This window comes from Leucobacter sp. OH1287, from assembly GCF_003859945.1.
GTDB lineage: Bacteria > Actinomycetota > Actinomycetes > Actinomycetales > Microbacteriaceae > Canibacter.
This window is the reverse complement of the sequence record NZ_RQYM01000012.1, coordinates 47,404-62,070: the sequence shown is the minus strand read 5'-3', so window position 1 is coordinate 62,070 and position 14,667 is coordinate 47,404. Positions and strand designations below refer to the sequence as shown.

Sequence of the window (14,667 nt, the reverse complement as noted above, 5' to 3'; positions counted from 1 at the left end):
AAGGCCTATAGCGCTGATGGTACTGCACTCGGGAGGGTGTGGGAGAGTAAGTCACCGCCGAAATATTTTTGATTGGGGAGGGGGAACCGTATGGTTCCCCCTCCCTTTTTTTATTTCACCAACAAGTTTCATTCACGCTTTGCTTGCTAAGCAGCAAAGCTCTATATAATCTAGAGAAGAACAAACGTTAGTCTAAACAGAAACGTAAGGGACAAAATATGGCTGACATCCTGCTGCGAGGCACACCAATCACAACAGTCGGCGAACTCCCAGAGGTCGGATCCTGCGCCCCAGACGCAACCCTCGTTGACGCAGACCTCACCGATGTGAAACTCAGCGACTACAGCGACAAAAAACTGCTGCTCAATATCTTCCCGAGCATCGACACTGGCATCTGTGCACAGAGCGCCAGAACCTTCAACGAGGCGGTAGCCGAGCTCGGCGACGATATCCGGATCCTCTGCATATCAAAAGACCTGCCGTTTGCTCTCGGCCGCTTCTGTGCTGCAGAGGGTATCGACGGCGTTAAAACCCTGTCAGCGTTCCGTTCCAGCTTCGGAGACGACTACGGGCTAACCATGGCAACGGGCGGGCTTACGACACTGCTCTCGCGCTCCATCGTGGTCATCGACTCCGCCGGTCAAGTTGCCTACACGCAGCAGGTGCCAGAGATCGGGCAAGAGCCAGACTACGAAGCAGCGCTCAACGCACTAGCTGCGACAGCCTAAGCACGGTTGTGACTCTTCACAAGATAATCGCGTAGACTTATTGGGTGACTAAATCAATCAGCAATAACAGCGGGGCAAGCCTTAAATCCAAGCTTGTCCCGTGGATCACCGTTGGCATTATTGTGATAGTCGCGCTTGTGGCATCCACTGTGCTCATCAACTCTGTTAACGCGGCTAAAACCGAAACCAAAGAGACCACGAGTGAGACAGCGTCAACCAGCTCTGACAAAGAGGATAAAGACACCGCTACGGTCGATAAAGACAAAGAGACCGTTGCCGTTCCTGACCCAGACACCGCGCCAAGCGTGGAGGTGGGGCAGACCATCAACCTCAACGTCAGCCAGTGGGGTTTGAGTATCGACATCTCAAGCAAGTTCGGCTCATCACACTATCAGCTGGTAGATAACAACAACAAACTACAGCTCAACAGCGGCCTGATCAACAGCCTACCGGAGAGCTGCTCGGAGATGCGGACACAGTTCGGGTTTATAAAGGACGAGAACGGCAAACTGTCCGTAATGAAACCAGAAGCAACCTGCCAGGATGCAACCCAACTCTACAATGAGATCTGGGGACTGCTGGATGCTGCGACAAAAACAGTTCACTAAGAAGCTGTGCTGGCGGATCCACCGCCCAAAAAACCGATAACATAACTTCATACTGCCCAAAGCCGTTTTACCGCTGCACGGGCCAAAAATAGCTGCCACGCAGCAAAACGGAGGAGAAAATGGCGTTAGCCACCAGAAAAGACCTGCGCAATGTCGCAATCGTTGCCCACGTGGATCACGGTAAGACCACGCTCGTTGACGCGATGCTGAAGCAGACAGGCAGCTTCGACGCGCACACCGAGGTTGATGACCGAGTAATGGACTCGAACGACCTGGAGCGCGAGAAGGGTATCACGATCCTCGCGAAAAACACCGCGATCGCTTACGGCGGTGCGCACGCAGACGGTCAAACCATCACCATTAACGTCGTTGATACACCCGGTCACGCTGACTTCGGCGGAGAGGTGGAGCGCGCACTGTCGATGGTTGACGGTGTTGTGCTGCTGGTTGACGCCTCAGAGGGGCCGCTGCCGCAGACCCGTTTCGTGCTGCGTAAAGCACTAGAGGCGAGGCTGCCGGTGATCCTCGCGGTAAACAAGACTGACCGGCCAGACGCGCGTATTGAGGCCGTTGAGGAAGAAGCACACGATCTGCTGCTCGGCCTCGCCTCAGATCTCGCGGAGGAACAGCCAGACCTCGATGTTGACGCGGTTCTGGACGTGCCAACCGTTTACCTCTCGGGTCGCGCAGGGGCTGCAAGCTGGCAGCGCCCGGTTGATGGCGAACTGCCGGACAACGAGGATCTGGAACCGCTGTTCGAGGCGATTGTGAAGCACGTGCCCGCGCCACAGTACGATGACGAACACCCGCTGCAGGCGCACGTCACCAACCTTGACTCATCACCGTTCCTCGGGCGGATCGCGCTGCTTCGCGTCCACCACGGCACCATTCGCAAGGGCGGCACCGTTGCCTGGGTACGCAAGGACGGATCCGTGCAAAACGTCCGTATCACCGAGCTGCTGCTAACCAAAGCGCTCACCCGTTACCCGGCAGAAACAGCCGGCCCGGGCGATATTGTGGCGATTGCCGGTATTGAAGACATCACAATCGGTGAGACCATCGCCGACAGCGAGGACGTTAGGCCGCTGCCGGTTATCAACGTTGACGAGCCAGCGATCTCGATGACAATCGGCGCCAACACCTCACCTCTTGTCGGCAAGGTGAAGGGTCACAAACTGACCGCGCGCATAATTAAAGACCGTCTTGATCGTGAGCTGATCGGTAACGTTAGCCTTCGCGTGGTGGACACCGGCAGACCAGACAGCTGGGAGGTGCAGGGTCGTGGTGAGCTCGCGCTGGCGATCCTGGTTGAGAACATGCGCCGTGAAGGTTTCGAGCTGACCGTTGGTAAACCGCAGGTTGTGACCCGCGAGGTAGACGGTCAAACTCACGAGCCATTCGAACACCTTACCATTGACGCGCCAGAGGAGCACCTGGGTGCGATCACACAGCTGCTGGCAAACCGTAAGGGGCGCATGGAGGGCATGAGCAACCACGGCACCGGCTGGGTGCGCATGGAGTTTATTGTGCCGTCACGCGGACTGATCGGCTTCCGTTCAGAGTTCATGACAACAACCCGTGGAACCGGTATCGCAAACGCGATCTCGCACGGCTACGGTCCGTGGGCGGGGCAGATTGTGACCAGGCAGAGCGGCTCAATCGTCGCTGACCGCGCGGGCGTTGCAACACCGTTTGCAATCATGAACCTGCAGGAGCGGATGACATTCTTCGTGCAGCCTGGTGCTGAGGTTTACGAGGGCATGGTTGTTGGCGAGAACTCACGCGCCGACGACATGGAGGTGAACATCACAAAGGAAAAGAAGCTCACCAATATGCGATCATCAACCGCTGACGTGATGGAAACCATGACCCCGCCACGCCAGTTGACACTCGAGGAGTGCCTCGAGTTCGCTCGCGAAGACGAGTGTGTTGAGGTGACACCGGAGACCGTGCGGATCCGCAAGGTTGAGCTCGACTCAAACCTGCGGAAGAAAGCGGCCGACCGAGTGAAACAGCAAAACAAATAGCGGGTTTTAGAGAACCGCAGCTAAAACGGTACAAGAGTCGGGTAGTTCAAGTTTATGAACCGCCCGGTTCTTTGTTTAACGGGATAGGGGCCTATGTTGTAGCTAGCGCGGTCGCAAACACTTGGCTAGTCGAAACGGTAACCCACACCGCGCACGGTGACGATCAGTTCCGGGTTGGTGGGATCCACCTCGATGCGGGATCTGATGCGTTTAATGTGCACGTCGAGGGTTTTCGTGTCACCGTAATAGTTGGTGCCCCAGACGCGGTCAATCAGCTGTGCGCGGGTTAGGACGCGGCCGGCGTGACGCATTAACAGCTCAAGCAGCTCAAACTCACGCAGCGGCATCGCGGTCTCAACCCCGCGCACGGTGACGGTGTGGCGATCCAGATCCAGTTCGATCCCGCTGATCGCAAGCTGGTTCCCGGGGCTCTCGCCCGCTTCGCTCTGCTTTGCGCACTCAAACCGCCTCAGCACCGCGCGGATCCGGGCGAGCAGCTCCGACGCTGAATACGGCTTCGTCACATAGTCGTCGGCGCCGAGCTCAAGTCCGACCACAATATCAACCTCGCTGTCCTTCGCGGTCAGCATGATAATCGGGATGAAAGAGGTTTGGCGGATCGTCCGGCACACCTCCGTTCCGGGTAGTCCGGGCAGCATCACATCGAGCAGCACCAGATCGAACTCGCCGTGCTCAAACTCCTGCAGGGCGTCGTTTCCGTTAGCGACGTGGGTGACGGCGTAGCCTTCTTTGCGCAGCAAAAAACTTAAGGGGCCGGCGATTGACGGCTCATCCTCAACCAGGAGGATCCGCTGTGCTGTTTGTTGCGTTGCTTGTGGGTCAGGCACTGTCTATGCCGTCCTTTCTGTTTGGTTAGCCTTGCACGTCTAACTTTTTACGTCGAGGTTTCTTGGGCTGTGCGTCGGCGGGGAGGCGCAGATTCTCGTGCAGGGGGAAGAACAGCGTGAAGGTGGATCCAACCCCCTCTTTTGACCACAGCTCGATCTCACCGCCGTGGGCGCGCATTGTGTGTCTTGCGATGCTGAGGCCGAGGCCGGTGCCGCCGGAGTCTCTTGTGCGGGAGCTGTCGATTCTGAAGAAGCGCTCAAACACCCGCTGCTGATACTCGGGCGGGATGCCGGACCCCTGATCGGTGACGCTTACCTCAAGCTTGCCTGTGTTGATCCGCAAACCAACCCCGACCCGACCCCCGGGAGGTGAGTAGCGGATCGCGTTGCTCAGGACGTTCGCGACCGCGGTTCCGAGCGCGCTCTTTCTGCCGAGCATCGTCGCCTCCTGTTTCGCTGTTGCGAGCGATTCTGTGATAACCAGGTCAACCTGCTGCTGTTCGGCAAGGTTTTGGTGCGCCTTCACCTCGGATTTGATGAGCTTGCGCAGGTTGATCGGCTCGCGATCCTCGGGACGCAGCGCTGACTGTGCCTGAGAGAGGTGGATGATGTCGCGGCTGAGCTCGCCGAGTCGTTTGGACTCGTGGACGAGGCTGCCTGCGAACTGTTTCACTGTTTCCGGCTCGTCCGCACCCTCAAGCATCGCCTCGGCGAGCAGGCCGATGGCAGCGACCGGGGTTTTTAGTTCGTGGCTGACGTTTGCGATAAAGTCGCGGCGCATCGCGTTAACCCGCTGTGCCTCACCGACGTCGTCAATCAGCACGGCGACGAAACGCTGCTGCAGTCGGAACGCGCGCACCCGCAGGTTAGCTCCCGCAAAATCGGCGGTGTCGGGCACCAGGTTGAACGGGGCACCGGTTTGCATAACCTCGCGCATGGATCGCAAGAATGAGGGATCGCGGAACATCTCGCTGCCGATGAAACGGTGGTCGTCGCGGGCAATATGGTTAGTGTAGATGGGGGTGAGGGAGGCATCGAGGATAACCGCGGCGGACTCGAAATTGTCGAAAATAGTGGTGGCAATATCTGATAGCTGGGGGCGCCGCGCCGCTGCTCGGCTGCGGCTTAAACGCTTAGAAAACAACACAAACCAAACACCGACACCGCCAATTAACCCGCCGGCTAACAGCGATAGAATGGTTAGCAGTGTGCGATCCATAGTTTAATTCTATGGTGTGAAAGCGGTTGTTTTAGGTTTGTTTGCCAGCTGTTTACCTGTTTGTAGAGTAATGTTCAGTATCGTCTAGCAGACTGGATAGCAACGCCGTGCTAAGCGGGTAGATTAGTCCGGAGAGGAACCGGAGAGGATAACATGCGCGAGGTATTTCAGCAGGAACTGCGTGAGATTCAAGACGGTCTGGTAGAGCTGGCTGAACTGGTACAAACCGCCATAACTAACGCGACCGCGGCCTTCGCGGGCAGTGATGTCGCCCTTGCCGAGGCGGTTATTGAGAGCGACGAAAACGTTGACCGGCTCGCGGCAACGCTCGACGAAAAAGTGACCGACGTGCTCGCTAGACAGCAGCCGGTTGCCAGTGATCTGCGCCTGATGGTTAGCTCGCTGCGGATGAGCGCATCACTTGAGCGGATGGCGGATCTCGCCCAGCATATTGCGCAGCTTGCCCGCTACCGCTACCCGGAGCAGGTACTGCCCGAGAACTTTGAAAAAATCTTCCGCAAGATGAGCAAGATTGACGCGCAGATGGCGCAAAAAATTGTTGCTTTGCTCAGACAGCAAGATCGCAGTACTATTGTGCAGATCCGCGACCTGGATGATGACCTGGATGAGCTGCACAGCAAGGTGTTTGAGCGGGTGTTAAGCGACAGTATCAACCCTGCAAAACCGGAGCACATTGTTGATGTTGTGCTCGCCAGCAGATACCACGAACGCTTCGGCGACCACGCGGTTGCCATCGCAAAGCAGATGGACTACTTCCTGTCAGGTCAACCGGTCAGCGCGTAAACCAGGCAGAATTGCTGCAAACCCAGTAGGCTTATAGGGTGATACAGCAAATTTACGATTCAAAGCAGCAGCAGATTGTTGCTTTTGAGCCGCACCGTCCGGGCGAGGTGGGGATCTATGTGTGCGGCCCGACTGTGCAGTCGGCGCCCCACATTGGGCACCTGCGCAGCGCCCTGGTTTACGATCAGATGCGGCGCTGGTTTGCGGCGTGCGATATGCGGGTGACGCTCATTCGTAACGTGACCGACATTGACGACAAAATCCTGGTGAACGCTGTTGCCAGTGAGCAGACGGCAAACCCTGAAACCTGGTGGGCTTTAGCCGCCCGTGTTGAACGAGAGTTCAGCAGCGCATACGCCGCTATCGGGATCCTGCCACCAACCGCTGAACCCCGCGCGACAGGGCATATTGCCGAGATGGGCAAGTTGATTGAACGTTTGATCGAGCGCGGTTACGCCTACGAGACAGCGGACGGCAGCATCTACTTCGACACCGCCGCCTGGGAGGCTTACGGCGCGCTCACCAGGCAGCGGCGCGAGCACATGGTCGACGGTGAACCAACCGCAACCGGTAAACGTAACGCGACCGATTTCGCGCTCTGGAAGGCACACCGTGAGGGTGAGCCCGTTGACGCGCAGTGGCAGATCGGGGTGGGTGGATCCGGCAGGCCCGGCTGGCATATTGAGTGCTCCGCAATGGCAACCAGGTTCTTAGGGCCGAGCTTTGATATTCACGGCGGCGGCAGGGATCTCAGGTTCCCGCACCACGAAAACGAGCTCGCGCAGTCAAACGCTGCGGGCGATGCCTTCGCGAAATACTGGGTGCACAACGGCATGGTTAACGTTGGCGAGCAGAAAATGTCGAAATCGCTCGGTAACTCACTGTTCGCCCACGATGTGATCGCGGCAAACGACCCGCTTGTGCTGCGATATTTCTTGGGCGCCGGCCATTATCGTTCAACCACGGTTTACAGCACCGAACTGCTCGCCGAAGCGGCTGCGGCGGTTGGTCGCATTGTCGCGGTTGTTGCTCGACTGGAGCGTGAGTTTGGCGGTGAGCTGCCGGATCCAACCAGTGAGCTTGGCGGTGTTGCTAAACTGGTTCCCGCGAAATTTGCGGAGGCAATGTGCAACGATTTTGCGGTGCCGCTCGCGCTCGCCGAGGTGCACCTGGCGGTGCGCGCGATTAACGCCGCGCTTGACGGTGGCGACCGACAGAGTGCCGCAGCGAGTGCTGAGTGCCTGTTTGCGATGTTGGCGGTTTTGCACCTGGATCCGCGCCACCCTGATTGGTCGCAGTCGGCCGGGGGCAGCAAGGCCGAAAAGGCGCTCGGGTCGCTTGTTGCTGACATGCTCGCTGAGCGGGCAGTCGCGAGAAGCGCCCGCGATTGGGAGCGCAGTGATATGATCCGCGACTCGCTGCAGAAGGCGGGTATTGTTTTAGAAGATAGCGCGACAGAGACACACTGGAATCTAGCATGAACGTAAAGAGAATGGGGCGGCCGGGGGCGGTCCGCAAAAAGAGCAAGGGCAAGTCGGTAGGAACCGGCGGTCACGGCAGGCAGGCGCTGGAGGGTAAGGGGCCAACCCCGAAGGCTGAGGACCGGCCGTACCACAAGGCGTATAAGGCGAAGCAGCTGCGCGAGCGTGCCGCGGCGAAACGCCCGCAGAAGCCGCAGCGGCCGAGCGGTCCTGTGCAGTCGGACGCTGAGCTGGTGACCGGACGCAACTCTGTTTTGGAGGCGCTGCGCACTAAAATCCCGGCGACCACGCTGTATATCGCGGCCCGAACCGAGTTTGATGACCGGGTGAAAGAGATCCTCGGCATTGCGACCGGGAGAGGGATCCCGGTGCTTGAGGTGATGCGCGCTGAGATGGACCGGATGGTCACCCGCGACACCGTCCACCAGGGTGTTGTTTTGAAGGTGCCCGAGTACCAGTACAGTCACCCGCTTGACGTGCTGGAGCGCGCGTTTGAGAAATCAGAGACACCGCTTCTGGCGATTCTTGATGGGGTGACGGATCCGCGCAACCTGGGCGCGATTATTCGCTCCGTTGCCGCGTTCGGCGGTCACGGGGTGATTGTGCCGCAGCGGCGGGCAGCCGGTGTGACCGCAGCCGCCTGGAAAACCTCGGCCGGTGCGGCAGCCCGCTGCCCGGTTGCGAAGGCGACGAACCTCACCCGCACGATTAAGGACCTGCAGGCGCAGGGAGTGTTTGTTGTTGGGCTTGACGGCGGAGGCGATGTGCCGCTGCCGGGTCTGCCACTGGCGGATCGCCCTCTCGCGATTGTTGTGGGCAACGAGGGCAGTGGTCTGTCACGGCTGGTTGCTCAGCAGTGTGACGCGATTGTTTCGATCCCGATCTCTGCCGCAACCGAGTCGCTGAACGCGGGCATCGCCGCGAGCGTGGCATGCTACGAGATTGCGAGACTGCGCGCCGAACGGGGATAGAGGGTTAGCTAGGTTGACGCAGATAGAGTTCGAGGCCTGCGCTACTGAGCACGGTTAGATAGTGACTGCCACCAGAACCAACAGCACTCTCAAGGAACTCAATTTCAAGATCAGGCTGAGGGGATCCAAACAAAAACCCGTCCATGAAGGTCTCGTCTGGCCCATTTCTGTAGTCTGCACAGGTCTCTCTGTCTTGCGGATGGAGTCGGAACCACATATGGCGCGGAGGGTTAGGTTCAGCTTTCATCATTGAAACTCGCGTGAATACGCCCTGAAATTGAGAGACGGATACTCCGGATTTCAGAACCTCTTGTGGCAGATTTTCAATGGTGTCCGCTGGCACTTTTACCTCGACTGTACCGCCAACCCTGGCATAAAGAACCGAGGGCAAAGCGTTGGTTAAAACGCGATAATAAACCCAGCTGATCGGATTGTTTCGGGTTCTTGATTCAATCCATAGATCCCCTCTAAATAAATCAATTTCGTCCGCTCGGAGAGAGAGGAGGTAATCAAAAAAATCTATATTTACCTCTTGCGGAGGCGGAGCCTCTCTTTGAAACAGAAGGGAAAACTCGAAAATTCCAGTATGCCTTCGCTGAGCAAATACTCGTGCCGGTACGCTACTGTCCGCAGGGAAAGGGAGTTCTAAGAACGTTCCCTGTGGATATTCGCTCGCTTTGGTTAGACTTAGTTGTCGCATGGGATATCAAAGTATGAGCCTGAGGAGAAGTTCCATTTGAGACCACCGGACTTGTACTCAAGTGTTACTAGGATTCTGTACTGCCGATTGATGGATCTCATAGTTCTTCACCTTTGATCGAAACTTTGGTTATGAGTGAGACTCTCTTTTCCTAAGCCTATATGCAAAAGTTTTCAGAAGCAACACATGCGGTTCAAAACGTCCTCTTATTATTCGCGAGAGGCTGGGGCAGCTGCGGTGGCTTGCTGGCTCGCGCCCGAGCTGTGAGCTTACAGCACGTAGAGCTCGCTGGCGCGCCAGCCGCCGCGGATCCGCTCAAGCCTGAGCACAACCGCGATGTTTCTGAGCCCCAACAGCGTCCCGGTTGGCGTGGCCGTGTCTGTTGGTGCGGTCGCGCTGGTTTGCGCCGAGGTGCCAGTGCCGGTGCCGGTGCCGGTGTCGGTTAGCGGTTTAGCCTGGTCGGGAGGTTTCTTACCTCTGGCCGTTGCCGCGCCCTCGGGGAGGGCGGCGCTCGGGATCGCGCTCTGCAGGGCTGAGCTCTGCTGTGCTGCGATGGCGGGGTTGATGACCGCGCGGTGTTGCTGTTGCACGGTCACAACGGCCTCGTAGATGTTGTCGTTTAGGCGAGTGCTAAAGACCCTGCCCGTGACGGTGGAGGTGCTGCGATCCGCCGGTGACGGTTGCGCAGGTCTTGCCCGGCACGCGAGTTCCAGCTGGGTGCGCAGTGATTGGTACGCGGCCATAGTTACGAACGAGCGGATCTGCGAGAGTGATCGGATGCCAGCGATGGTTTCGACCGCGATCACAGCGAAGTTGCGGATCAGTACATCGCTCGGTGGCTGTTTCGCAGACTTGGCGGTTTTCGCCGCTGGCGGGAGAGAAGCTGTCACAGCCGCTCCCTGGACCTTGGTCACAGGCTTTGCTGCGGGTTTGGCCGTGGGTTTGGGCGCTGCGGGTTTGGTCTCGGGTTTTGCTGCTGTTTTGAGCGCTGGTTTAGGTGCTGGCTTGCCCGTTTCCCTGCCCTCAGCTTTCGACGCTGACTTTGCCGCTTTCTTGGGTGGCTGTTTGGATGCCGCAGGCTTAGCTGAGGTTTTAGCAGCGGTTTCAGCAGCGGGTTTCTTCGCAGCATTGGCGGCAGAGGTGGCTGCGGCCTCAGCAGCGCTGGCTGCGGTCGTCTCAGAAGCAGCGGTAGCCTCGGCCGCAGCGGCCTCGGTGGCAGCAGCGGCGGCCTTTTGAGCCTGCGACCGCTGCTTCGCGGTCTGCAACTTTTGGTGTGATTGAGTTTTTCGTGAGGTCGACATTGGGGGGCCTAACTCTCAGGGCTGCATCAGCCAGTTGATTTTGTTTTATGCCGCGGCGCCGCGTAACAGGTGGTTGCTTTTGCCCCGCAACATAGTTTTATAATTACATGGAACCGGGGCTAAAGCAAAAGGCTTTTAAACCCTGGTTTTTATGCCCTGTAATTACAAACTTGGAATTGGTAGAGTTAGAAGAGTGTCAACGTTGCGCGAAATATCAAACAAATACACAGACTTAAACGAGGCGGAGGTCGAGTGGCTTGAATACCTAACACTCGACTGGCCACTGCTTGCTGATCTGGCGCTCTCCGACGTGGTGTTGTGGGTGCCAAGCGGTGACCAGTATCTGGCTCTCGCTCACTCACGACCAACCGGTCTGATCACCATGTTCTATCGAGATGTGATCGGCGACTTCCTGCGCGATGACTGGCGTGAGGTGGTTGAGATGGCATTGAAAACCAACCAGCCGGCAGCGTCTACAAGCCTCACCTGGCACGAGGAAACCCCGATGCAGATGACCGCCTACCCGGTGAGCCGCATCGATCCAGACACCGGGAAAAAGATTGGGCCGTTCGCGGTTATCACGCTGCACACCTCACCAAACGACACCTACAACACCTCCCGCATGGGTGTTGCCTACCGTGACAGCGCAGATGATCTGCTGGTGATGATCCAGAACGGCGACTTCCCCGACACAACCGTGCAGAAGGGGAGAATGCGTGGGGCTCCTCGAGCGGGGGATGGCCTGATCCGCGTCAATAAAGACGGAATAATAACCTTTGCGAGCCCAAACACCCTCACCAGTTTTGCGCGTCTCGGCTACCGTGACGAGCTGGAGGACGAGAGCCTGCCCGAGATTGTTGCGGAGATTACCAAGGGTATCTATGACACAAACGAGAGTCTGCCGTCCATTATGGCGGGTAAAATTCCCGGTCGTGGCGATATTGAATCGCGTGGGCGAACGATTGCGGCGAGGTCGATTCCGGTGGTTATCGGCGGTGAACGGGTCGGCGGCATTATCGTCACCCGTGACATCACAGATATTAGGCAGCACGCCCAGGAGCTGATCACCAAGAACGCGACAATCCGCGAAATTCACCACCGTGTTAAAAATAATCTGCAGACCGTGGCATCGCTGCTGCGCGTGCAGGCACGGCGCGCCAAGAGTGACGAGGCGAAACAGGTGCTGGGGCAGGCGATGCGCCGCGTTGCCGCGATCGCGGTTGTGCACGACACACTCGCCGCGGGTGTTTCACAGATTGTGCAGTTCGATGACGTCTTTGACCGAGTTGTTGGACTCGCCGCCGAGGTTGCGAGCCTGCACAACACCGTCGCCCAGCTGCGCAAAGAGGGCGAGTTCGGCAAGCTGCAGTCAGAGCACGCAACCCCGCTTGCGCTGGCGCTCACCGAGGTTGTGACAAACGCCGTTGAGCACGGGTTTGCGGATCGCGAGGGCACCGTCACAATCAAGGCGGAGCGTGATGAACACGAGCTGCGAGTCAGGGTTAGCGACGACGGATCCGGCCTGCCCGACGGCAAAATCTCTGAGGGCCTCGGCACCTCGATTGTGCGCACCCTGATCGAGGGTGAGCTGGCTGGCACAATCAACTGGAGCAACGGCGAGAACGGCGGAACTCAGGTGGACATTGTGATCCCGATTCGCTGGGAAATTAAAGAGGATTAACCCCCAACACAAGCAAACCGTTGGCGCAAACCGGCCTCGGATCGCTACGATAGAAGGGTGTTAATTCGTCTCAGTAACTTCTTCTTTAAAACCCTGCGTGAAGACCCCGCCGATGCCGAGGTCGCAAGCCACAAACTGCTGGTGCGTGCCGGCTACCTGCGCCGTCAAGCCCCGGGTGTGTTTGCCTGGCTGCCGCTGGGTCTGCGCGTGAAGGCTAAGATCGAGGGCATTATCCACGAGGAGATGGCGGCTGCGGGTGCGCACGAGGTGCACTTCCCGGCGCTGCTCCCGCGCGAGCCATATGAGGCGACCGGGCGCTGGGACGAGTACGGCGATGCGCTGTTCAGGTTGAAGGATCGCCACAAGGCAGACTACCTGCTGGCGCCAACCCACGAGGAAGCGTTTACGCTGCTCGTGAAAGACATTGTCACGTCCTACAAGGAACTGCCGCTCAGCATCTACCAGATTCAAGATAAATACCGTGACGAGGCGAGGCCGCGCGCGGGCCTTTTGCGCGGGCGCGAGTTCACGATGAAGGACGCCTACTCCTTTGGCCTGACCGATGAGCAGCTTGAGCAGAGCTACCTGGCGCAGCGCGATGCCTATGAGCGGATCTTCAACCGTCTCGGCCTCGATTACGTGATCGTTGCCGCTGATGCGGGCGCGATGGGTGGATCCCGCAGCGAGGAGTTCCTGCTCCCCGTCGAAATCGGTGAGGACACCTTTGTTCGATCCGACAGCGGGTATGCTGCAAACGTTGAAGCGTATGTGACGCCGCCTGCGGATCCGCAGCCCTATGACGGGGTTGGTGCCCCTGTCGAGTTTGACAGCCCGGAAACCCCAACGATTGAGACTCTCGTTGACCTGCTAAACCGTGAGTTTGAGCACCCAGAAGGCCGCGACTGGCAGGCATCCGACACCCTGAAACATGTGGTGCTAGCGGTGACCGATCAGGCAGGTGAGCGTGAGCTGGTTGTGGTCGCGATCCCGGGCGACCGGGCTGTTGACGAGAAACGCCTTGAGGTTGCGTTCGCGGGCTACGAGGTTACTCCCGCAACACCCGCTGATTTTGCGAAACACCCTGAGCTGGTGGCTGGCTACATCGGCCCTGTGCTTGACGGTGCCCAGATTCTTGGGCTTGAGCACAAATCAGGTATTCGCTACCTGGTGGATCCGCGGGTTGCTGAGGGAACCGTCTGGGTATCTGGAGCAAGCCGCGCCGAGGTACACACCCGGTCACTCGTTTACGGCCGCGATTTTAGTGCTGACGGGGTTATTGACATTGCGAACGTACGTGACGGCGATCTCGCGCCAGACGGCAGTGTGATTCAGACCGCTCGCGGAATGGAGATCGGGCACGTCTTCCAGCTCGGCCGCAAATACGCTGAGGCGCTCGGGCTGCAGCTGCTTGACGAGAACGGTAAACAGCAGACCGTGACAATGGGTTCATACGGTATCGGTGTGACCCGAATCCTCGCGGTGATGGCGGAGCTGCATCACGACGACCGGGGGCTTATCTGGCCAGCAAACATTGCGCCGTGTCATGTGCACCTGGTTGCCACCGGTAAGGATCAGATTGCTTTAGAGCGTGCCGAAGAGCTCGCCTCGCGGCTGGTTGCTGACGGGGTTGAGGTGCTGTTTGATGACAGGCCGAAACTGTCACCGGGTGTGAAGTTCGGTGATGCGGAACTGCTCGGTATGCCATACGTTGTTGTGGTTGGGCGTGATGCCGCCGAGGGAATCGCCGAGGTCTGGGACAGAGCCTCTGGCGAGCGTGAAAAACTACCGATCGCGGAGGTAAACAGCTGGCTTAACGCCAAACTGGGGCGGTAGTTTTCTCGGGCAGTTTTATTGCTGATTGCGAGATTGTGGATAACACTCAAAAGCGGGTGTTATCCACAATTTGTTTTAGGGGCGGGTTTGTTCTCAAAGATTTAGCTATGCTGATTAGCAGCGTCAACCAGACGTGTTTAACCAAAAGCCGTGCCATGGTGGAGGTTAACAATGAACATTCGAGTCAGTTACGGCGAGATTGAGGCCGCGGCGGTAAAACTGGGTACGGGCAGAGACGAGATAACGGCGAAGCTCACGCAGCTGCAGTCAGAGATTGAACAGCTGGTTAGCTCCGGGTTTGTAACCGAGGTTGCGTCGGCAAAGTTTAACGACGCCTATCAGCAGTACTCGACCGGTGCTCGCCAGGTGATCGAGCAGCTCACTGAGATTCAGACCTATCTGACACAGACAGCCCAGGTGCTGCGCGACACGGATACGCAGCTCGCCGCGAAAATCGGTTAAACGC

At 58.1% G+C, this 14,667-nt stretch carries 13 protein-coding genes; 9 read left to right on the top strand and 4 right to left on the bottom strand.

Translation table 11 applies throughout. From position 1 onward, the window contains the following. Positions 1-218: 218 nt before the first annotated feature. The 3 genes from tpx (at position 219) to typA (ending at position 3,363) form a co-directional block, all read left to right on the top strand. Entirely contained in the window at positions 219-728 is a 510-nt protein-coding gene (tpx, locus tag EII30_RS07405) for a thiol peroxidase (protein WP_124886696.1), read from the top strand. Between the two features lie 44 nt (positions 729-772). Then, complete coding sequence (locus EII30_RS07400) at positions 773-1,336, top strand: hypothetical protein (protein WP_124886695.1); 564 nt, start codon at positions 773-775, stop codon at positions 1,334-1,336. Between the two features lie 119 nt (positions 1,337-1,455). Further along, positions 1,456-3,363, top strand: coding sequence for a translational GTPase TypA (typA, locus tag EII30_RS07395; RefSeq protein WP_124886694.1), 1,908 nt, complete (start codon positions 1,456-1,458; stop codon positions 3,361-3,363). 125 nt (positions 3,364-3,488) lie between these two features. Here the strand turns inward: typA and EII30_RS07390 are convergent, their stop codons facing one another. Beyond that, on the bottom strand, positions 3,489-4,211 hold the full coding sequence (locus tag EII30_RS07390) for a response regulator transcription factor (RefSeq protein ID WP_124886693.1): 723 nt from the start codon (positions 4,209-4,211) through the stop codon (positions 3,489-3,491). A gap of 25 nt (positions 4,212-4,236) precedes the next feature. Further along, entirely contained in the window at positions 4,237-5,430 is a 1,194-nt protein-coding gene (locus tag EII30_RS07385) for a cell wall metabolism sensor histidine kinase WalK (protein ID WP_124886692.1), read from the bottom strand. Positions 5,431-5,583: 153 nt separating this feature from the next. Here EII30_RS07385 and phoU point away from each other — a divergent pair, with 153 nt between their 5' ends. Genes phoU through rlmB form a run of 3 tightly spaced genes read left to right on the top strand, consistent with a single transcriptional unit; the run spans position 5,584 to position 8,686 of the window. Further along, on the top strand, positions 5,584-6,234 hold the full coding sequence (phoU, locus tag EII30_RS07380) for a phosphate signaling complex protein PhoU (protein WP_124886691.1): 651 nt from the start codon (positions 5,584-5,586) through the stop codon (positions 6,232-6,234). Positions 6,235-6,272: 38 nt separating this feature from the next. Continuing rightward, positions 6,273-7,715, top strand: a complete 1,443-nt coding sequence (gene cysS / locus EII30_RS07375; RefSeq protein ID WP_124886690.1) for a cysteine--tRNA ligase — start codon at positions 6,273-6,275, stop codon at positions 7,713-7,715. Then, entirely contained in the window at positions 7,712-8,686 is a 975-nt protein-coding gene (rlmB, locus tag EII30_RS07370) for a 23S rRNA (guanosine(2251)-2'-O)-methyltransferase RlmB (protein WP_124886689.1), read from the top strand. The genes cysS and rlmB overlap by 4 nt, the downstream gene beginning before the upstream one ends. Positions 8,687-8,690: 4 nt before the next feature. Here rlmB and EII30_RS07365 read toward each other — a convergent pair whose 3' ends face one another. Together EII30_RS07365 and EII30_RS07360 are read right to left on the bottom strand one after the other, a co-directional pair. Then, positions 8,691-9,386: a hypothetical protein gene (locus tag EII30_RS07365; protein WP_124886688.1), complete on the bottom strand. Its 696-nt coding sequence runs from the start codon at positions 9,384-9,386 to the stop codon at positions 8,691-8,693. A 269-nt stretch (positions 9,387-9,655) separates the two neighbouring features. After that, positions 9,656-10,687: an Rv3235 family protein gene (locus EII30_RS07360; RefSeq protein ID WP_124886687.1), complete on the bottom strand. Its 1,032-nt coding sequence runs from the start codon at positions 10,685-10,687 to the stop codon at positions 9,656-9,658. 193 nt (positions 10,688-10,880) lie between these two features. On the opposite strand from EII30_RS07360, the gene EII30_RS07355 reads away from it, so the two are divergent. The 3 genes from EII30_RS07355 to EII30_RS07345 all read left to right on the top strand — a co-directional run bounded on the left by EII30_RS07355 (position 10,881) and on the right by EII30_RS07345 (position 14,663). Then, positions 10,881-12,368 (top strand): sensor histidine kinase, encoded by a 1,488-nt coding sequence (locus tag EII30_RS07355; protein ID WP_233569442.1) that lies wholly within the window; start codon positions 10,881-10,883, stop codon positions 12,366-12,368. A 57-nt stretch (positions 12,369-12,425) separates the two neighbouring features. Beyond that, positions 12,426-14,201, top strand: a complete 1,776-nt coding sequence (locus tag EII30_RS07350; RefSeq protein ID WP_124886685.1) for a proline--tRNA ligase — start codon at positions 12,426-12,428, stop codon at positions 14,199-14,201. Between the two features lie 171 nt (positions 14,202-14,372). Continuing rightward, positions 14,373-14,663 (top strand): WXG100 family type VII secretion target, encoded by a 291-nt coding sequence (locus EII30_RS07345; RefSeq protein WP_124886684.1) that lies wholly within the window; start codon positions 14,373-14,375, stop codon positions 14,661-14,663. Positions 14,664-14,667: the final 4 nt, after the last annotated feature.

Excerpts from the sequence above, each read along its gene's own strand:
- EII30_RS07385 (WP_124886692.1), bottom strand. The coding sequence starts at position 5,430 with ATGGATCGCACACTGCTAACCATTCTATCGCTGTTAGCCGGCGGGTTA.
- phoU (WP_124886691.1), top strand. The coding sequence starts at position 5,584 with ATGCGCGAGGTATTTCAGCAGGAACTGCGTGAGATTCAAGACGGTCTG.
- EII30_RS07345 (WP_124886684.1), top strand. The coding sequence starts at position 14,373 with ATGAACATTCGAGTCAGTTACGGCGAGATTGAGGCCGCGGCGGTAAAA.
- tpx (WP_124886696.1), top strand. The coding sequence starts at position 219 with ATGGCTGACATCCTGCTGCGAGGCACACCAATCACAACAGTCGGCGAA.
- rlmB (WP_124886689.1), top strand. The coding sequence starts at position 7,712 with ATGAACGTAAAGAGAATGGGGCGGCCGGGGGCGGTCCGCAAAAAGAGC.
- EII30_RS07360 (WP_124886687.1), bottom strand. The coding sequence starts at position 10,687 with ATGTCGACCTCACGAAAAACTCAATCACACCAAAAGTTGCAGACCGCG.
- typA (WP_124886694.1), top strand. The coding sequence starts at position 1,456 with ATGGCGTTAGCCACCAGAAAAGACCTGCGCAATGTCGCAATCGTTGCC.
- EII30_RS07365 (WP_124886688.1), bottom strand. The coding sequence starts at position 9,386 with ATGCGACAACTAAGTCTAACCAAAGCGAGCGAATATCCACAGGGAACG.